At 70.7% G+C, this 18,019-nt stretch carries 17 protein-coding genes and 1 tRNA gene; 12 read left to right on the forward strand and 6 right to left on the reverse strand.

Translation table 11 applies throughout. The annotated features are described in order from the left end of the window. From K5S26_RS18235 to K5S26_RS18245, 3 genes are all read left to right on the forward strand, one after another. Positions 1-132: integrase core domain-containing protein (locus K5S26_RS18235; RefSeq protein ID WP_221860840.1), on the forward strand; the 132-nt coding region annotated here is incomplete at its 5' end. 103 nt (positions 133-235) lie between these two features. Further along, the gene (locus K5S26_RS18240) at positions 236-901 is read left to right on the forward strand and encodes a hypothetical protein (protein WP_221860887.1); all 666 of its coding nucleotides are present in this window, start codon (positions 236-238) and stop codon (positions 899-901) included. Positions 902-1,189: 288 nt separating this feature from the next. Beyond that, entirely contained in the window at positions 1,190-1,603 is a 414-nt protein-coding gene (locus tag K5S26_RS18245) for a dehydrogenase (RefSeq protein ID WP_221860889.1), read from the forward strand. 18 nt (positions 1,604-1,621) lie between these two features. On the opposite strand, the gene radA is transcribed toward K5S26_RS18245, so the two are convergent. From radA to K5S26_RS18270, 5 genes are all read right to left on the reverse strand, one after another. Continuing rightward, positions 1,622-2,980: a DNA repair protein RadA gene (gene radA / locus K5S26_RS18250; protein WP_221860892.1), complete on the reverse strand. Its 1,359-nt coding sequence runs from the start codon at positions 2,978-2,980 to the stop codon at positions 1,622-1,624. A 120-nt stretch (positions 2,981-3,100) separates the two neighbouring features. Then, on the reverse strand, positions 3,101-3,934 hold the full coding sequence (locus K5S26_RS18255) for a MetQ/NlpA family ABC transporter substrate-binding protein (RefSeq protein WP_221860894.1): 834 nt from the start codon (positions 3,932-3,934) through the stop codon (positions 3,101-3,103). 19 nt (positions 3,935-3,953) lie between these two features. Further along, positions 3,954-4,667: a methionine ABC transporter permease gene (locus K5S26_RS18260; RefSeq protein WP_221860896.1), complete on the reverse strand. Its 714-nt coding sequence runs from the start codon at positions 4,665-4,667 to the stop codon at positions 3,954-3,956. Next, positions 4,664-5,650 carry a methionine ABC transporter ATP-binding protein gene (locus tag K5S26_RS19275; protein WP_221860898.1) on the reverse strand — a complete coding sequence of 329 codons (987 nt, stop codon included), beginning with the start codon at positions 5,648-5,650 and terminating at the stop codon, positions 4,664-4,666. Before K5S26_RS19275 ends, K5S26_RS18260 begins: the two co-directional genes overlap by 4 nt. Positions 5,651-5,940: 290 nt before the next feature. Continuing rightward, on the reverse strand, positions 5,941-6,897 hold the full coding sequence (locus K5S26_RS18270; RefSeq protein ID WP_221860900.1) for an L-lactate dehydrogenase: 957 nt from the start codon (positions 6,895-6,897) through the stop codon (positions 5,941-5,943). 165 nt (positions 6,898-7,062) lie between these two features. On the opposite strand from K5S26_RS18270, the gene K5S26_RS18275 reads away from it, so the two are divergent. Then, positions 7,063-7,153 (forward strand) — tRNA-Ser (locus K5S26_RS18275). A 60-nt stretch (positions 7,154-7,213) separates the two neighbouring features. Here K5S26_RS18275 and K5S26_RS18280 read toward each other — a convergent pair. Then, positions 7,214-7,900, reverse strand: coding sequence for a GntR family transcriptional regulator (locus K5S26_RS18280; protein WP_221860902.1), 687 nt, complete (start codon positions 7,898-7,900; stop codon positions 7,214-7,216). A gap of 179 nt (positions 7,901-8,079) precedes the next feature. On the opposite strand from K5S26_RS18280, the gene K5S26_RS18285 reads away from it, so the two are divergent. Genes K5S26_RS18285 through K5S26_RS18320 form a run of 8 tightly spaced genes read left to right on the forward strand, consistent with a single transcriptional unit; the run spans position 8,080 to position 17,869 of the window. Further along, complete coding sequence (locus K5S26_RS18285; RefSeq protein WP_221860904.1) at positions 8,080-8,997, forward strand: ABC transporter permease; 918 nt, start codon at positions 8,080-8,082, stop codon at positions 8,995-8,997. Next, positions 8,994-9,884, forward strand: a complete 891-nt coding sequence (locus K5S26_RS18290) for an ABC transporter permease (protein ID WP_221860906.1) — start codon at positions 8,994-8,996, stop codon at positions 9,882-9,884. The genes K5S26_RS18285 and K5S26_RS18290 overlap by 4 nt, the downstream gene beginning before the upstream one ends. Then, positions 9,881-11,464 carry a dipeptide ABC transporter ATP-binding protein gene (locus K5S26_RS18295; RefSeq protein WP_221860908.1) on the forward strand — a complete coding sequence of 528 codons (1,584 nt, stop codon included), beginning with the start codon at positions 9,881-9,883 and terminating at the stop codon, positions 11,462-11,464. Before K5S26_RS18290 ends, K5S26_RS18295 begins: the two co-directional genes overlap by 4 nt. A gap of 48 nt (positions 11,465-11,512) precedes the next feature. Continuing rightward, positions 11,513-13,051: an ABC transporter substrate-binding protein gene (locus K5S26_RS18300; protein WP_221860910.1), complete on the forward strand. Its 1,539-nt coding sequence runs from the start codon at positions 11,513-11,515 to the stop codon at positions 13,049-13,051. Then, on the forward strand, positions 13,048-14,265 hold the full coding sequence (locus K5S26_RS18305; RefSeq protein ID WP_221860912.1) for an amidohydrolase family protein: 1,218 nt from the start codon (positions 13,048-13,050) through the stop codon (positions 14,263-14,265). Before K5S26_RS18300 ends, K5S26_RS18305 begins: the two co-directional genes overlap by 4 nt. After that, entirely contained in the window at positions 14,262-15,242 is a 981-nt protein-coding gene (locus tag K5S26_RS18310; RefSeq protein WP_221860914.1) for an ornithine cyclodeaminase family protein, read from the forward strand. The genes K5S26_RS18305 and K5S26_RS18310 overlap by 4 nt, the downstream gene beginning before the upstream one ends. Positions 15,243-15,283: 41 nt before the next feature. Further along, the gene (locus K5S26_RS18315; protein WP_221860916.1) at positions 15,284-16,321 is read left to right on the forward strand and encodes a YncE family protein; all 1,038 of its coding nucleotides are present in this window, start codon (positions 15,284-15,286) and stop codon (positions 16,319-16,321) included. 30 nt (positions 16,322-16,351) lie between these two features. Next, on the forward strand, positions 16,352-17,869 hold the full coding sequence (locus K5S26_RS18320; protein ID WP_221860919.1) for an ABC transporter substrate-binding protein: 1,518 nt from the start codon (positions 16,352-16,354) through the stop codon (positions 17,867-17,869). Positions 17,870-18,019: the final 150 nt, after the last annotated feature.

Raw genomic sequence — 18,019 nt, forward strand, 5'->3', positions numbered from 1 at the left:
TCCGAGTCAGCTCGGCGAGCAGCTCTCCCGGCCTGGCTGCACTTCTACAATCACCACAGACCCCACACCGCCATCGGAAAGCTCCCACCCATCAGCCGCATTTCAAACAACCTGGCTGGGCACTACAACTAGGCCGCCGACCTCCGCGCCACGGACGCGCCTGCGACCTCGGCGCGGGCCGTCGCGCACGGCGCGCGTCCTGGACGTTCAGGGGTGCGCGCTTACGCTGGAGGACGTGGGAGATCAGCCGCCTCGTCGACACTCGCCCGCCGTGTACCGGCGGCGCAGGATCGCCGTGCTGCTGCTCGCGCTGGTGCTGATCGCGGGCGTCGCATGGCTGGTCATCGCGCAGCCCTGGAGCGGTCTCGCGGGCCCGGCGGGCGAGCCGGAGCCCGAGCCGACGACGTCGGAGGCTGCCGCGCCGAGCGCCAGCCCCACCCCGATCGACAGCCCCTCGCCGAGCCCCGAGCCCACGTCGACCGAGCCGCCGAAGCCGCAGCCGTGCGACCCGGACGTGATCGACCTCGAGCCGATGGTGAGCGGAGAGGTGTTCGAGACGAAGCCGGTCGAGGTCTGGATGAAGCTCACCAACACGGGCTCCGTGGACTGCACCATGGACGTCGGCACGTCGAAGCAGCGGTTCGTCATCACCAGCGGCGACGACACGTGGTGGCGGTCGACCGACTGCCAGAGCGAGCCGAGCGACTACGTCGTCACGCTGGCGGCCGGGCAGACCGTCGAGAGCGCCGACCGCCTGGTCTGGGATCGCACGCGCTCCGCCCCGGGCACGTGCGACGCCGAGCAGCGTCCGCGCGCGCGTGCGGGCGATGCCTCGTACCACCTCACGGTCGAGATCGGCGACGTGAAGTCGGCGAAGACCGCGCAGTTCTTCCTGCGCTGAGACGCGTCCAGCGCTCGGACGGCGGAACGCATATCCCGGAGGACGCGCATCCGGGGAACGGATAAGGCCCGGAGCAACGACTCCGGGCCTTGTCACGTCGACCCGCGCAGGCCCCCAGGGTGTCAGACACCAAACCTGCTTTTGAGAGTGCGGTGATCCACCAGTCCCCACCGATGCCGCACCCGAACGGGCATAAACAACAGTATCAACTGGGCTTTTTCGAACCTGACAGAATGCTCGACTCCGGCTGTCCGGACGCTTATATCTGCGTAGCCGTAGTCTGAACGCATGGTGTCCCGAAACCGACGGAAGAAGGCCCCGGACGTCGAGTTCCGGTCGGAGGCCCTGGCGCAGGCGCTGGAGCGCCAGGACATGGCGGCGGTGGCGCTCGCGCTGCGCAACGGCAACACCGTCGTGCCGCTGCTGAAGCCGGGCAAGCGCGACGATCCGCTGGATGGCGGGGAGGTCTGGACCTACCGCGATCCGGAGAGCGGGCAGGTGGCGCTGCTGCTGTTCAGCGACGCGACGCACAAGCCGGAGAACCTGCCGCCGGGCATCGGGCTCTACTCGTCGGTGTGGCTGCGGTCGTTCCTCACGAAGCACCGCGACACCATCACGACGGTCTTCCTGGACATCGCGGGGCCGCATCCGATGCAGGCGAGCCCGGCCGACCTGTTGGACGCCCTCGACCTCGGGGCGTGACGGGGGAGCCGTCCGGCGCTAGAACCCCGGCACGTCGTCGAGCGCGTTGGCCTTGCCGTGCACCCGGACGTCGTCGAGGGCGGCGCGCAGGGTGCGACTGCGGTCGTCGATCACGCGGGCGTAGCCCAGGCGTGCGGCCTCGGTGCGGCGCTGCGCCGACTGCGTGACCGGGCGCACCTCCCCGGCGAGGCTGAGCTCGCCGACGGCCGCGATGTCGCGGGTCACCGCCCAGTGGCGCACCGACCCGGCCACCGCCACGGCGATCGCGAGGTCGGCGGCGGGTTCGGTGAAGCGCACGCCGCCGACGGTGGAGACGTACACATCGAGGTCGCTGGTCTTGATGCCCGCTCGGCGCTCGAGCACCGCGAGCACCATGGCCACGCGCGAGGAGTCGACGCCGTGCACGATGCGCCGCGGGTTGGGCGCTCCGGTGGGGACGGTGAGCGCCTGCACCTCGACGGGCATGGCGCGCCGCCCCTCGAGGGCGATCGCGACGCAGGTGCCGGGCTCGGGCGCGCCCTGGGACAGGAACAGGCCGCTCGGGTCGGGCACCTCGGCGATGCCGTCGCCGGTCATCTCGAAGCAGCCGACCTCGTCCGTCGGGCCGAAGCGGTTCTTCAGCGCGCGGATGAACCGCAGCGCGGTCTGCCGGTCGCCCTCGAACTGGCACACGACGTCGACGAGGTGCTCGAGCATTCGCGGGCCCGCCACCTGGCCGTCCTTCGTGACGTGCCCGACGAGGATGATCGGCAGGTCGCGGTCCTTCGCCACGCGGATGAGGGTGGACGCCACCTCGCGCACCTGGCCGGGCATGCCGGCGGCGCCGTCGGACAGGGATGACGACACGGTCTGCACCGAGTCGACGATCACGAGCTGCGGCTCCACCGAGTCGATCTGCCCCAGCACCGTCGCGAGGTCCGTCTCGCTGGCGAGGTACAGCTCGTCGTGCAGCGCGCCGGTGCGCTCGGCGCGCATCCGCACCTGCGCGGGCGACTCCTCGGCGCTGATGTAGAGCACGCGGCGGCCCTCCCGCGCCGAGCGCGCGGCCACCTCGAGCAGCAGGGTCGACTTTCCGACGCCCGGCTCGCCCGACAGCAGGATGGCGGCGCCGGGCACCACGCCGCCGCCCAGCACCCGGTCGAACTCGCCGACGCCGCTCGGGCGCCGGGGCGCCTCCGTCGTGTCGATCTGCGTGATCGGCCGTGCCGCGGACGTGGGGATCATCGGATCGAGCCGGCGGGTGATCCCGGTCTGCTCGGCGGCCTCGACGACCGTGCCCCACTGCTGGCACTCGCCGCAGCGCCCCACCCACTTGGCCGCCGTCCAGCCGCACTCGGTGCACTTGTACGCGGCGGGGGCGGGTCGCTTGCTGGCCATGCCTCCAGCGTAGGCGGAGGTTCGGACATCCGTTCGATGCCGGGCCGACCGGCTTCGTCGACCCGCACCGCTTCGACGACGCGCCCGCCCGCTGAGGGCCGGGCGCGTCGTCGCGGACGGTCAGTCGTTGACGACCGGCACCACCAGGCCGCCCCACGTCGTGTTCTCGTAGTCGGCGACCTCCTGCGAGGTCAGCAGCTCGTAGAGGGCGACGATGCGGGGGTCGTCCTCGAGCTCGGCGCGCGTGGCGAGCACGTTGTAGTAGTCGCTGTCCTCGCCCTCGATCAGGATCGCGTCGTCCGAGGTGAGCCCGGCGGGAAGCGCGAACGCGATCGTGACGAACGCGGCGTCGACGTCGGCGACCGCCTGCGGCAGGGTCGCGTTCTCGATCTCCTGGAACTCGAGGTCCTTGGGGTTCGCCGTGATGCCGGTGAGATCCGTCACGTCGTCCTCGACCTCGATGACGCCCTCGGCGGCGAGCAGCTTGAGCGCGCGGCCCTCGTTGGTCGGGTCGTTGGGGATGGCGACGGTGGCGCCCTCGTCCAGCTCGTCGAGGCTCGTCACCTTGTCGGAGTAGAACGCGGCCGACGGCAGGTACGCCTCGCCGACGCTGATGAGGTCGCTGCCGGTGTTGGCGTTGAAGTTCTCGAGGAACGTCGTGTTCTGGAACAGGTTCGCGTCGATCGAGCCGTCGGCGAGCGCGGTGTTGGGGGTGTTGTAGTCGGTGAAGGGCACGAACTCGATGGTCAGCCCGAGCTCCCCCGCGCCGTTCTCGGCGACGTGCTGCAGGATGTCGCCGGCGGGCGTCTGCAGGGCGCCGACCTTGATGGTGCCGAGCGATTCGCCGTCGCCGCCCTCGGCGGGGGCGTCGTCGGTCGACGCGCAGCCGCCGAGAAGCAGGGCGGTGGCGGCGACGGCGGCGGTGATCAGCGCGGAGCGGGTGCTGCGTGACATGTGTGGTCTTCCTCTTGTTTCAGGGTGCGGTGACGAGCGGGGAGGCGGTGCGGGGCGTGCGGTGGGCGAGGCGGCGGGCGCCCCAGGAGGCGAGCGACTGCAGCACCATGACGATCGCGAAGATGATGACGATGACCGACACGATATGGATCCAGCTGTACTGCTGGTAGCCGTAGCGGATCGCCACGTCGCCGAGGCCGCCGCCGGCGACCGTGCCGACCATCGCCGAGAAGTTGATGATCGAGGTGACGGTCGTCGACAGGCCGAGCAGCATGGGCGGCGCCGCCTCGGGCAGCAGCACCTTCACGACGAGCTGCCAGCGGCTCGCGCCGAGCGACGAGGCGACCTCGAGCAGCCCGGTGTCCACCTCTTTGATGGCGATCTCGACCATGCGGGCGAAGAACGGGATCGCGACGACCGAGAGCGGCACGATCGCCGCGGTCGGCCCGATGAACGTGCCCGTGATGATCCGGGTGAAGGGGATGAGCGCGACCATCAGGATGATGAACGGGACGGAGCGGCCGAGGTTCACGATGAAGTCGAGCACGCGGTTGATCATCGTGCCCGCGACGCGCGATCCGAGCGGCGCCTCGAGGAAGCGGCCGCGCTCGGTGCCCACCAGCACGACGCCGAGCGGCAGGCCGATGACGACCGTGGCGAGCAGCGCGACGCCCACCATGTAGAGCGTCTGGCCCGTGGCCGTGAGCAGCACCTGCAGCAGCTGGTCGTTCATCGTGCGTCCTCTCCCTGCAGCACCTCGACGAGCAGTCCCTGACCGCGCAGGTCGGCGATGACGGCCGCCGCCGCGGGCGCCGGCACCTCGAGGCGCGTGCGCCCGGCCTGGGTGCCGCCGATCTGCTCGACGAGCGCCCCGAGCAGCGATACGTCGACGGCGTGGTCGCGCGCGACGCGGGCGATGACGGGGCGGTCGGCCGTGCCGCCCGCGAACGTGATGTCGATCACCGTCGCGGTCGGGTCGGCGGACTGCGGGATCGGCCCGAGCGGGAACAGCTGGCTGGTCAGTCGCGATCCGGGGGTGCGGATGACGTCGGTGAGGCGTCCGCTCTCCACGACGCGGCCGTGCTCGACGAGGGCCGCCGAGTGGCAGATCGACTTCACGACGTCCATCTCGTGCGTGATCAGCAGCACGGTCAGGCCGAGCTCTGCGTTGATGCGGCGGTACAGGTCGAGGATCGACGCGGTCGTCTCGGGGTCGAGGGCGCTCGTCGCCTCGTCGGAGAGCAGCACGGTCGGGTTGGCGGCGAGTGCCCGCGCGATGCCGACCCGCTGCTGCTGGCCGCCGGAGAGCTCGTGGATGCCCGCGTCGCCGCGGTGCCCGAGGCCGACGAGGTCGAGCATGTCCTGCGCGCGTGCCTGCCGCCGGGCGCGCGGCGTGCCGTCGATCTCGAGGGCGAGCTCGACGTTGCCGCGCACGGTGCGGCTGTTCAGCAGGTTGAAGCGCTGGAAGACCATGCCGATGCGGCGCCGGGCGGCCCGCAGGTCGGTGTCGTTGAGGGCGGTCAGCTCGACGTCGTCGACGACCACCCGTCCGCTGTCGGGGCGCTCGATCAGGTTGACCAGCCGGGCCAGCGTGCTCTTGCCGGCGCCGCTCTGGCCGACGATGCCGTACACCTGTCCCGAGGGGATCGTGAGGGAGACGTCGTCGACGGCGACGATGTCTCCGTAACGCTTCGACACATGCTCGAGGGAGATCACGCGGGCAGGCCTTTCTCTGGCGTGGGGGAGGAGCGCCCGCGGTGGTGATGCGACGCGTGCATCGAGTCTGCCGTCGCTCCGGAGCGGATCGCCACTTCACATTACGTAATGTGTCCGCCGCGCGTGCCGCCGTGGCGCCTGAAGCGGGTATGTGGCGCGATGGCGACTGACGGCGCCGGCGTGAGGAGCGTACGCGGGCGATGCGTGACCCACGCACGGAGATCCCGCGTCCTCCGGGCCCATCCGCCCGGACGGATCCGAAGAACGCGGGATCTCCGGTGCCGGCGTCGCTACGCCGCGCGCACCTCGGCCGCGGTCGCCCTGATGGTGTCGGCCGAGGCGTGCAGGAGGCCCAGCTCGGCGTCGGAGAAGCGGGTCTCGTGGATCGGCGACGCCCCCGAGGATCCGACGATCGACGGCACCGACAGCGCCACATCCGAGAGGCCGTGGAAGTCGGTCAGCACGGTCGAGACCGGCAGCACGGCGCGCTCGTCGCGCAGCACCGCCTCGGCGATGCGGCTGGCCGAGAGGCCGATGGCGTAGTTCGTCGCGCCCTTTCCCTCGATGACCTTGTATGCGGCGGTCCGCACCTCGTGGGCGACGTCGTCGAGCTCGTCGCGGGTGAGGGGGTCGCGCCCCTCGGGCTTCCACTCCAGCAGGGGGACGGGGCCGATGGTCGCGGTCGACCAGAGCGGGAACTCGGTGTCGCCGTGCTCCCCGACGATGTGCGCGTGGATCGAGCTGGCCGCGACCCCGGCGCGCTGGGCGAGCTGCCACCGCAGCCGTGACGTGTCGAGCACGGTTCCGGAGGCGAAGAGACGCTCGGGCGGCAGGCTCGTCTGCTCCTGCGCGAGCAGGGTGAGCACGTCGCACGGGTTGGACACGATCACGAACACCGCCTGCGGCGACGCCTCGACGAGCTGCGGGATCATCGAGCGGAAGATCCGTGCGTTCGTGCCGACGAGCTCGAGCCGGGTCTGCCCGGGCTGCTGCGCCGCGCCGGCCGTCACGATGACCACGTGCGAGCCCTCGGTCACGGCGATGTCGCTCGACCCCTCGATCTGGCTCGACCCCGTGAACAGGGAGCCGTGCGCGAGATCGAGCGTCTCGGCCTCGACCTTCGCGGCGTTGATGTCGTACAGGGCGACGTGGCGGGCGACGCCGCGGATGAGGGAGGCGTAGGCGGTGGCGGCCCCCACCGCCCCGGCGCCGACGACGGTGATCTTCGCGTTCTCGATGACGGCCATGCCTCGAGTCTGCCGTGCCGGGGCGCGGGACGGGAGGGGCTGTCGCCGTGCGTCACGGCGCCGGCCGAGCCCCGGAGGCGCGGCCGCGCTCGCCGCCTGGTGATCCGCTGAGCGACCCCGCCGCCGATTTCGCATCCGGGGTGAACCTCCCGTAAACTCGATCCCGGTGACGTGTCCGAGCGGCCGAAGGTGCAACTCTCGAAAAGTTGTGTAGGGTAACCCCCTACCGTGGGTTCAAATCCCACCGTCACCGCCACCGAAACCCCCGCAGAACCCGTGGAAACACAGGGATCGCGGGGGTTTCGTCATTCCCGCGTCAAGCCGTGGCGCGGCGGCGCCGGGGCGCCGGGGCCTCGGCCGGGAGGCGCCCCTCGAGCAGGGGGAGGGACTCGATCGCGGCGCGCTCGACGTGAGCGGCCATGAGCATCGTCGCCAGGTCGTGCTGGCCGGCGACGATGGCGCTCACGATGTCGCTGTGCTCCTGCCACATCGACGGCGTGTCCCGCTCGGGTGTGAGCCGGAAGAGCCAGCGCACGCGTCCGCTGAGAAGACCCGACATGCGCTGCAGCAGCGCATGTCCCGAGAGCGTCATGATCTCGTCGTGCAGGTCGGAGTTGCGGGTCGAGGGCGGCAGGTCCGCGGCCACCTCGGCCGCGCTCTCGAGGGCCTCGCGCACGCCCGTCGTGTCCGCTCCCGCCGCGGCGCGCTTCGCCGCGAAGCCCGCCGCGAGAGGTTCGAGCTGCCTGCGCAGGTCGAACACCTCTCGGGCGTCGGCGAGGGTGAAGGTGTGGACGACCGATCCGCGTCGGGGTCGGGAGGTCGCGAATCCCTCGGCCTCGAGGATCGGAAGGGCTTCGCGCACCGGCACGCGGGAGACCTGAAGCTGCTCGGCGATGTCACGCTCGTTGAGCCTGCTGCCCATCGGGATCTCGCCGGTGATGATCTGCTCTCGCAGGTGATGCGCGATGCGCGCGGGGAGGCCGGGTGCGCTCTCGGTCGTCATGTCGTCATCCTGACAGACGGGCGCGAAACCCCGGTTTGGAATGCCAAATATCTCGTAAGCGAGACCTTGATCGCCGTAACCGCCGTTTTGGTATTCAAAAATGTCATGGACGTAAGGCTTGCGTGACGAACGGATTACATGGCCGGATCGCGGCCAGGCCGTCCCCTAACGTCCCTGACGTGACCGTCTTCTTCCTCCGCCGCCTCGGGCTGGCGCTCGTGACGCTGTTCCTCGTCGTCACGGTCGCCTTCGTCCTCGGCCGTGCGACGGGCGAGCCCGGAGCGCTGCTCCTGCCCGACAACGCGAACGCCGACGACGTCGCCGCCCTCAACGCCGCCCTCGGGTTCGACCGTCCGATCCTCGTGCAGTACCTCGCGTATCTCGGCGGTCTCTTCGTCGGCGACTTCGGCGACTCGTACCGTCTGCGCGAGCCCGCGATCGGCCTCGTGCTCGAGCGGATCCCCGCGACGTTCGAGCTCGCCGTGTGGTCATTCCTGGGGGGCTTCGCGCTCGCGCTCGGTGTCGCGCTGCTCATCCAGATCACGGGAAGCCGCGTGCTCAGGGCGATCGCGAACTGGTGCGGAGCGCTCCGCCAGTCGATCCCGGACTTCTTCTTCGGCCTGCTGCTCGTGCTCGTCTTCGCGGTGACGCTCGGGCTGCTGCCCTCGCTCGGGCGAACCAGCCCGGAGAGCCTCGTCCTGCCGGTGATCACCCTGACGACCGGGCAGTTCGTGATGTACCTGCGGCTCCTGGACGTGGCCCTCAGCGAGCAGGCCGGGCAGGACTACGTGCGCACCGCCTTCGCGCAGGGCCAACGGCGCGTGGCGATCCTGTTCACGCAGATGCTGCCCAACGCCCTGCTGCCGGTGCTGGGGATGGCCGGGCTCAACCTGGGAGGACTGCTCGGCGGCACCGTCGTCGTCGAGGTCGTCTTCGCCTGGCCGGGGCTCGGCCAGCTCCTCACCGACGCGGTGAGCCAGCGAGACTTCCCGATCGTCCAGGCCGGGCTGCTCTTCGTGGCTCTCATGTTCGTCGTCGTGAACACCCTCGTCGACCTCCTGGTACACCGCATCGACCCGAGGACGGCCACCGCATGACCGCACAGCCGCTCGCCGCCGAGACCGTCGTCGTCGCCCCGACGCGGCGTCCGAGGTTCCGCCTGACCGGTACAGCCGTGATCGGTGCCGCCATGATCGCCGTGGTCCTGCTGATCGCGGCCGTCCCGCCCCTGCTCCCGGGGTTCGCGCCCATGCGACAGGATCTCGGCTCGGCGCTGCTGGCCCCCTTCGCCCACCCCGCTCACCCGCTCGGCACCGACTCGCTGGGACGCGATCTGCTGGATCGCCTCTCGCTCGCGACGAGCGTCACGCTCGGCATCACACTCGCGATCGTCGCCCTCAACGCCGTGATCGGCACGACGATCGGGATCGTCGGAGGCTACGTCGGAGGCCGCGTGGAGTCGGTGGTCTCCGTGATGAGCAACGTCACCCTGGCGATGCCGGTCGTGCTGCTGCTCATCGCGATCTGTGCCGTCCTGCGACCGAGCGCCGGTCTCACCATCGCCGTCCTGGGCTGCACCTGGTGGGTCGGATATGCACGGGTGACGCGCAACGTCGCCGCCTCCCTGCGCCGCCAGGACTTCGTGGTCTCGCCTCTCACACAGGGCGGCGACACGGCATGGGTGCTGACGCGGCACGTCGTGCCGAACGTCTGGCCGCACACGTTGATCATCGCCGTCACCGACATCTCGACGATCGTTCTGCTCGAGTCGTCGCTGGAGTACCTCGGGCTCGGCGTGCAGCCGCCCATCCCCAGCTGGGGCGGCATGATCTTCGACGGTCAGAAATACCTCGGCACGAGCCCCTGGACGGTCGTCGCCCCCGGCCTCGTGATGTTCCTCGCGGTCGCCGGTGCGCAGTTCCTGAGCCACCAGTTCACCGCGGAAGGGCGCGGCGCCCTGCTGCGCAAGGGAGGGATGTCATGACCAGCGTGCTCACGATCGACGACCTCGTCCTCGAGGCCTTCGGCGACGGCGAGCCGAGAACCGTGGTGTCGGGCGTCTCGCTCGAGGTGGCGCCCGGCGAGTCGCTCGGCATCGTGGGGGAGTCGGGGTCGGGAAAGAGCCTCACCATGCTGTCGGCCATGGGCCTGCTGCCGGCCGGGGTGCGCCGCGTGTCGGGCGGCGTCGCGCTCGACGGACGGGACATCGTCGGGCTGGGCGAGCGCGAGATGCGAACGATCCGCGGTCGCACGGTCGGCATGGTCTTCCAAGACCCCATGTCGGCGCTCAACCCGCTGCGCGCGGTCGGCGCCCAGGTCGCCACCGCCGTGCGGGTCCACGCCCCCGGGCTGACGCGTCGGCAGGCCCGCTCCCGGGCCGTCGAGCTGCTTCAGGCCGTCGGGGTTCGAGACGCGGCGGAGCGCGCGGCCACGAGACCTCACCAGTGGTCGGGAGGGATGCGGCAGCGGGCGGTGATCGCGATGGCGATGGCGCACGACCCGCTGCTGATCATCGCCGACGAGCCCACCACGGCGCTCGACGTCACCGTGCAGGCGCAGGTCATGACCTTGCTCGACGAAGTGCGCGAACGCACGCGCAGCGCCCTGGTGCTCATCACCCACGACCTCGGCCTGGTCTCCGAGAACACCGACCGCATCGCCGTCATGAACCGGGGGCGCGTCGTCGAGCACGGCGACACGGCGCGGGTGCTCCTGGCGCCCGAGCACGCGTACACCGAGCGTCTGCTGGCGGCCCGGCCCGAGGCGATGGAACCGAACCGGGCCGGAGTCGACGCAGGCGAGTTCGCGCTCCGCGCCGATGACGTGGTCGTGGAGTACCGCGGGGCAGGTCGAGGCACGGTGCGGGCCGTCGACGGGGTCACGGTGCACGTGCGCCCGGGGGAGACCGTCGCCGTCGTCGGCGAGTCCGGGTGCGGCAAGTCGTCGCTGGCGCGGGCGATCCTCGGCATCCAGCCCGCGACCTCCGGCACCATCGAGCTCGCGGGGGAGCCCGTGCCCGCCTCCCTGGCGAATCGCGCGGCCCGTCAACGAGAGGATGCGCAGCTCGTCTTCCAGGACCCGTACTCGGCGCTCGACCCACGGCTCACGGTCGAGGAGATCGTCGCCGAGCCGCTGCGCATCAGACGGGCCTACCGGAGCGATCGCGTGCAGCAGCTCCTGACGGACGTGGGCCTCGACGCGAGCTTCGCTCGACGCACCCCGTCGCAGCTGTCCGGCGGTCAACGTCAGCGAGTGGGCATCGCCCGGGCGCTCGCGCTGCGTCCGAAGCTGCTCGTGCTCGACGAACCCGTCTCCGCGCTCGACGTGTCGATCCAGGCGCAGGTGCTCGAGCTGCTCGAGCGGATCCAGCGCGAGCACCGTCTCGGCTACCTGTTCATCTCCCACGACCTCGGCGTCGTGCGCAACATCTCCGACCGCGTCGTGGTGATGCAGCAGGGGCGGGTCGTCGAGGAGGCCGCGACCGAGGACATCTTCGCGGCTCCGCAGCACCCCTACACCCGCACCCTGCTCGACGCCGTCCCCCGCATCGCTCATCCCCGCTGACCGATGCGCAGCGCGCACCGGTTCCGCCTCCCTCCGGAAAGAGGTCATATGAACACCATCCGCCGCCGGCGCGTCATCGCGGCCGGAACCCTCACCGCTCTCGGCGGCCTGACGCTGTCGGGCTGCGCCGGCGCGTTCGACGACACGGAGCCGGGCGCCGACGACGCGTCGACGTCGATCGTCGCGGCGCTGCCCACGGACCCCACGTCCATGGATCCGATCCGATCGGGCGCGCTCGTCGTGCTCTCGGTCTTCTTCCACACCTTCGATCAGCTGGTCGCCATCACGGCCGACGGGAGCCTCGAGCCCAAGCTCGCCCGGGAGTGGACGTCGAACGACGATGTCACCCAGTGGGACTTCACGCTGAACCCGGGCGTGCTCGCGAGCAACGGCGAGGAGATCACCGCGGAGGACGTGGTGTTCTCGTACGAGGCGATCCTCGCCGATCCGACGAGCGAGAACTACGCGTACCTGAGCTCGGTCGACTCGGTCGAGGCCCTCGACGACCAGACGGTCCGGTTCCACCTCGACGCGCCGTTCTCGGCCTTCCCGCGCAACACCTCGCTCATCTCGATCGTGCCCGCTGACACCTACCAGGAGATGGGGGCGGACGCCTTCGCGCAGGACCCGGTCGGCTCGGGGCCGTACACGTTCGAGAGCATCCAGAAGGGGGTCGCGTACGACCTCGTGCGCAACGAGGACTACTGGGGCGACGCCCCGGCCGTCGAGTCGATCTCCCTGCAGCCGGTCTCATCCGACGAGTCCCGGGTCAACGGCGTGCTCTCGGGCAGCCTCGACGTGGCGCAGGTGGGGCCGACGCAGGTGGGCGCGTTGGAGGACCAGGCGCAGGCGCAGGTGTTCTCGGAGCTGTCGAACGGCGTGGTGTTCCTCGGAGTGAACTCCACGTCCGGCGTGCTGACCGATCCGAGGATCCGCGAGGCGATCGGCCTCGCCATCGACAAGTCGGCGATAGCGGACGCGCTGCTCATGGGGCTCGCCGAGCCGGCCGCCGCGATGCTCGCGCCCGCGGTCGACGGGTACTCCGACGAGGTCACCGATGGCGGATACGACCCGGAGCGTGCGACGCAGCTGCTGGCCGAAGCCGGGTACACGGGCGAGGCGATCGCGTTCGACTACGCCACCGACGGCCGCATCCCGCTCTCGTCGGAGGTCGCGCAGACGATCCAGGGCTACCTGGAGGAGGTCGGGATCTCGGTGCAGATGAACGGCGCCGACCAGGAGAGCCACACGCTCAAGGTGCGCAACAAGGAGTTCACCGGCATCTACCTCAACACCTGGGCGCCGTCCACCGTCGACGGCGACCTCCCCCTCACCGACTTCTACGAGCCCGACGGCAACAACAACTACGCGCAGGACCCCCGCACGGCCGAGCTGGCGGTCGAGCAGCGTGGAGTGGTCGGCGAGGAGCGTCAGGCCGTCTTCCGCGAACTGCTGCAGTACAGCAACGACAACGGCTACTTCGTGCCCCTCTACGTGCCGATGAACAACTTCGCGGCCGACACGTCGCTCGACTTCGTGCCGCGCGCCGACGGCCTCTTCGACCTCAGCGAGACGAGCTTCGAGTGACCCGCACCGTCCTGACCCGTGTCCGGCCCTGGGGCGGACCTGCCTCCGACGTCGTCATCGACGGAGGCAGGATCTCCGAGGTCCGCCCCCTGGGCGCATCGATCGCCCAAGACGAGACCGTCGTCGACGGCCGCGATCGCATCCTCCTGCCGTCCTTCAGCGACGTCCACGTGCATCTCGACTCCAGCCGGATCGGCCTGCCGTTCCGGCCGCACACGGGCCGGCCCGGCGTCTGGAACATGATGCTGAACGATCGCGACAACTGGCGAGAGGCCGAAGAGGGCGTCGCCTGGCGAGCGACCGAGACTCTCGGGCGCATGATCGCGCGCGGGGCGACCACCGTGCGCACCTATGCGCAGGTCGATGTGGACTGCGGGCTCGAGAAGCTCGACGGCGTGCTGGCGGCGAGGGAGGCGCACGCCGGTCGGGCCGACGTGTCGATCATGGCCTTCCCGCAGGCGGGCCTGCTGCGGGAGGACGGCTCGGGCGAGCTCATCGCGCGAGCGCTCGAGCGCGGCGCCGACGTGGTGGGGGGCATCGATCCGTGCGCCCTCGATCGTGACCCGGTGCGCCACCTCGATGTGGTGTTCGACCTGGCCGAGCGCTTCGACGCTCCCATCGACATCCACCTGCACGAGCCGGAGCAGCTCGCGAAGTTCTCGAGCGAGCTCATCATCGAGCGCGTCAAGGCTCTCGACCTGCGCGGCCGGGTCACGATCTCGCACGGCTACGGGCTCGGACGCCTCCCCGAACCCGAGCTGCGCGAGCTGCTCGACGAGTTCCGCGAGTGGGACATCGCGATGGCGACCGTCGCACCGCCGTCGGCGCTCCCCACGCTCCTGCTCGCCGAGCACGGCATCCGTCTCGGGCTGGGACAGGACGGCCAGCGCGACTACTGGTCACCCTATGGAAACTGCGACATGCTCGACCGCACCTGGCAGCTCGCGTTCACCAACGGCTTCCGGCGGGACGACCACATCGAGCACGCCGTGGCCATCGCCACCATGGGCGGCCGCGCGGTGGTCGGGTCGGCGCCGACGCTCACCGGCATCGAGGACCGTCCCGGCCTCGCCGTGGGCGACCCGGCGAGCCTCGTGCTCGTCGCCGGTGACACGGTGACCGCCGCCGTGATGGACCGATCTCCCGACCGCACCGTGCTCCATCGCGGAGCGGTGGTCGCCGACGGCCTCGAGCCGACCGGGGACGCGGCATGACCCTCGTCCTGACGGCGTCGCAGCTCGAGACGCTCGTCGACCGCCCCGCGACCATCGACGCCGTCGCCCGTGTCTTCGCCGAGATCGCTCGCGGCGAGGCATCCCAGCCTGCGCCGACCTCGATGTACACGCCGTCGGACACGGGCCGGTATGTGCTCATGTCCGCGGTGTCGGACGAGACGGCGACGGCGGCGGTCAAGCTGCTCGCCGACGTGCCGGAGAACAGTGCGCGCGGGCTGCCTACGCAGCGGTCCACCATCCTGGTCGTCGGACGGCGCGACGGCGAGCCGCTGGCCGTGCTGCATGGCGGCGTCCCCACGCGCGTGCGCACCGCGGCGGCGAGCGCTGTCGCGACGCGCGTGCTCGCCCGCCCCGACAGTCGGGTGCTGGGGCTCGTGGGTGCAGGCAATCTCGCCCGCGAGCACCTGCTCGCCCTGCGTACCGTTCGCGACTTCGAGCGCATCGTCATCTCCTCTCGCACGCGCGAGCGGGCAGAGGCGCTGGCCGCCGAGTTCGCCGACGAGTCGATCGAGGTCGTCGACTCGGTGGAGGACGTCTTCGGCCTGGCAGACGTCGTGTGCACGCTCACGCCGTCCGTGCATCCCCTCGTGCGGGGAGAGTGGCTGCGCCCGGGACAGCACCTCAACGTGGTCGGAGCGCGCCCGCGTCCGGACGAGCGTGAGGTCGACGCCGCGACGATGGCCCGCTCCTCGGTGTGGGTGGACGACCGCGCCACCGCCGAGACCAAGTCCGGTGATCTGCTCCTCGCGGTCGCCGAGTCGGGCATGGCTCTGGCAGACGTCGTCGGGACGATCGGCGAAGTCATCGCCCATCGCGCGCGGGGGCGGGCGTCGGACGAGGAGATCACGCTCTTCGACTCGGTCGGCATCGGCGCGCAGGACCTCGCCATCGCAGACCTCCTGGTGGACGCCGCCCGCGCGCGGGGCATCGGACACGAGATCGACCTCGCGGCATGAGCGCCGTGCCCGCCGACACCTCCCGAGGGAAGGAACCGTTCATGACCCAGGCCGCCGGAGTACAGCACTCCTCTGCCGGATCTCTCTTCGCCGTGACGCAGTCCGCGGCGGATTCGATCGCGATCGTCGATCTCTCGACACGCTCGACGGGGTCGATCGTCCGGGCGACGATCCCGGTCGGGACGGCGCCGTGGGGCATCGCCGTCGACGGCCCGGCGCGGCGGGCCTATGTCGCGACCGCGCCCGGAGTGGCGATCGTCGACCTCCTCGAGCGGCGCACCGTCGCCCTGGTGCCCTATCGGGACGCGCCTGCCTCGCACGGCTTCGGCGAGTACCGCCCCGGAGGAACCGGAATCGTCGTCAGCGATGACGGCGAGCGTGTCTTCGTCGCCGTGCACCGCGACGGCAGATTCTCGACGGTCGAGGTGCTCGACACGTCGACGCAGTCGATGATCGCCAGCGTCGACGTCGGCGAAAGGCCCTTCGACGTGAAGCTCTCCGCCGACGGGTCGGAGGTGTACACGATCGACCACGACTCGTTCACGATGCATGCCGTCTCCGTGGACGGGTTCGCCGTCCGCTCGTACGAGATCGCGCCCTTCGGGACGGCGGGCGGGCACATGTCGCATTTCAAGCCGCACTATGCGGCGGTCGCCGCGGACGGCGTCGTCTACCTGCCCTACCAGGGCAGGGCCGTCGTCGTGCTCGATCCGGCGACGGGGGCGTACGAGACGCGTCCCCTGACCGGCGACACCCACCAGCACGGTACCGATCTGTCGGACGACGGACGCCTGCTCGTCGTGGGCGTCGGGGAGGTCGGCGGCGCGACACGCGGTCCCAGCCTGACGGTGTACGACGTCGAGACCGGCGGGGAGCAGCTCATCGAGCTCGACCGAGGGCACGAGAACGTCCTGTTCTGGCGAGAGCCGGGCTCGTCGCGTCCTCTCGCCATCCTCACCGGCGGCTCGACGAGCCGCGGCCCCTGGGACGGCTTGACGCTCGTCGACCTCGACACCCATGAGATCACGCACCTCCCTGTGCCCGAGAAGCCCCAGGCGATCGTCCGGATCGCCGACTGACGTCACCCGCGCCACGAATCAGGAGCCCGAATGAACGCCCGTCCTCTCGCCCTCGCAGTTCTCGTCGTCGGCGCGTCAGCGCTGACGGCCTGCGCCCCCTTCGACGCCGCCGACGGCACCGTCGGGGACGCCCCATCGGCGGTGACCATCGCGCTTCCGGCCGAGCCGCCCGGGACCGACCCGATCCTCACGCGGTCGATCGCGGCGTGGAACATCTACTACGCCCTGTACGACGGTCTCACCCGCATCGATCGCAGCGGCGAGGTCGTCCCCGGGCTGGCCACGGAATGGGAGGCCGACGAGACCCTGACCGAGTGGACCTTCCACCTGCGTGAGGGCGTCGTGTTCCACGACGGCTCCACGCTGACGCCCGCCGACGTCGTCGGCACCTACCGGGCCATCCTCGGCGACGAGTCGTCGACCAACCGCGCGGCGATCTCGATGCTCGAGGCGGTCGAAGAGGGCGCTGACGGCGCGAGCGTCGTGTTCACGCTCCGCAACCCCTACTCGGCCTGGGCCTCCATGGTCGCCACGATCGGCGTCGTGCCCGAGGCCGCGTACGCCGAGGCCGGGGGTTCGTTCGCCGATGCCCCCGTCGGCACGGGCCCCTACTCGTTCGTCTCGAGCACCTCTGGCGTCGACTACCGGCTCACGCGCAACGACGACTACTGGGGCGAGGCCCCGGCCGTGCAGGACGTCACGTTCTCGTACGTGTCGAGCGAGGACGCCCGTCTCACCGGGGTGCAGTCGGGAAGCCTCGACATCGCGCTGGTCCCGCCGAACCAGGTCGCGGGGCTCGAATCGTCGACGCGGGCGTCGGTGATCACCGAGGCCGGCAACCAGGTCGTCTTCCTCGGCACCACGCCCGCGGGGCCGCTGGCCGATCCCGCGCTTCGTCGAGCGATCTCGCTCGCGGTCGACCGGGAGGCGCTCGCTGACTCGCTGCTGTCCGGCCTGGCCGAGCCCGCCAATCAGCTCGTGGCACCGGGGGTGACCGGGTATGTCGACGACCTGTCGGCGCCGGAGACCGATGTGGACGAGGCGAAGGCGCTCGTCGCCGCCTCGGGCTACGACGGGTCGCCCATCACGCTCGAGTACGCCTCCACGGGCGGCGTTCCCATGGCGTCCGAGGTCGCGCAGGCCGTCGCCGGTGCGCTCGCCGAGGTCGGTCTCACCGTCGAGCTCGTCGGCTCGGACCAGCCGTCGTTCAGTCTGAAGCTCGCGAACTCCGAGATCGGCGGGCTGTACCTGAACGGGTGGTCTCCCTCGGTCATGGACGGCGACGTCGTGGTCAACCAGATCCTGGCGGGCGGTCCCGAGGACTACTACGACGATGCGGAGATGGCCGAGCTGTACCTGGAGCAGCAGGCGTCGGAGGGTGAGGAGCGGCTCGAGGTGTACGAGCGCATCTGGGAGCTGAACGACGAGCTCTCCTATCAGATCCCGCTCTACGTGAACTCGTCCTCTTATGCGGTCGACCCCGCCGTCGAGTGGGTTCCGGCCGTCGACGGCATCTTCCGCGCGGCCGACATCGTCATCGCCGAGTGACCTTGCCCGGCTCGGCGCCTAGCTGTACCCGGTCAGCACGTTGGTGACGCCCGGTTAGGGAGAAGGCCTCCACGATTGGTGGTGTCTAACGTCACCGAAGTGGAGGCCTTCTCTTGGTCCACCGTAATGCGCGGCTTACCGTCACGGGCC

This window comes from Microbacterium marinilacus, assembly GCF_019753765.1.
Classification (GTDB): Bacteria; Actinomycetota; Actinomycetes; order Actinomycetales; family Microbacteriaceae; genus Microbacterium; species Microbacterium marinilacus.

What these genes read in the sequence shown, in the direction of transcription:
- K5S26_RS18290 (WP_221860906.1), top strand. Translation starts at nt 8,994, where the DNA reads ATGACCGCACAGCCGCTCGCCGCCGAGACCGTCGTCGTCGCCCCGACG.
- K5S26_RS18310 (WP_221860914.1), top strand. Translation starts at nt 14,262, where the DNA reads ATGACCCTCGTCCTGACGGCGTCGCAGCTCGAGACGCTCGTCGACCGC.
- K5S26_RS18295 (WP_221860908.1), top strand. Translation starts at nt 9,881, where the DNA reads ATGACCAGCGTGCTCACGATCGACGACCTCGTCCTCGAGGCCTTCGGC.
- K5S26_RS18270 (WP_221860900.1), bottom strand. Translation starts at nt 6,897, where the DNA reads ATGGCCGTCATCGAGAACGCGAAGATCACCGTCGTCGGCGCCGGGGCG.
- K5S26_RS18300 (WP_221860910.1), top strand. Translation starts at nt 11,513, where the DNA reads ATGAACACCATCCGCCGCCGGCGCGTCATCGCGGCCGGAACCCTCACC.
- K5S26_RS18245 (WP_221860889.1), top strand. Translation starts at nt 1,190, where the DNA reads ATGGTGTCCCGAAACCGACGGAAGAAGGCCCCGGACGTCGAGTTCCGG.
- K5S26_RS18320 (WP_221860919.1), top strand. Translation starts at nt 16,352, where the DNA reads ATGAACGCCCGTCCTCTCGCCCTCGCAGTTCTCGTCGTCGGCGCGTCA.
- radA (WP_221860892.1), bottom strand. Translation starts at nt 2,980, where the DNA reads ATGGCCAGCAAGCGACCCGCCCCCGCCGCGTACAAGTGCACCGAGTGC.
- K5S26_RS18280 (WP_221860902.1), bottom strand. Translation starts at nt 7,900, where the DNA reads ATGACGACCGAGAGCGCACCCGGCCTCCCCGCGCGCATCGCGCATCAC.
- K5S26_RS18260 (WP_221860896.1), bottom strand. Translation starts at nt 4,667, where the DNA reads ATGAACGACCAGCTGCTGCAGGTGCTGCTCACGGCCACGGGCCAGACG.
- K5S26_RS18255 (WP_221860894.1), bottom strand. Translation starts at nt 3,934, where the DNA reads ATGTCACGCAGCACCCGCTCCGCGCTGATCACCGCCGCCGTCGCCGCC.
- K5S26_RS18315 (WP_221860916.1), top strand. Translation starts at nt 15,284, where the DNA reads ATGACCCAGGCCGCCGGAGTACAGCACTCCTCTGCCGGATCTCTCTTC.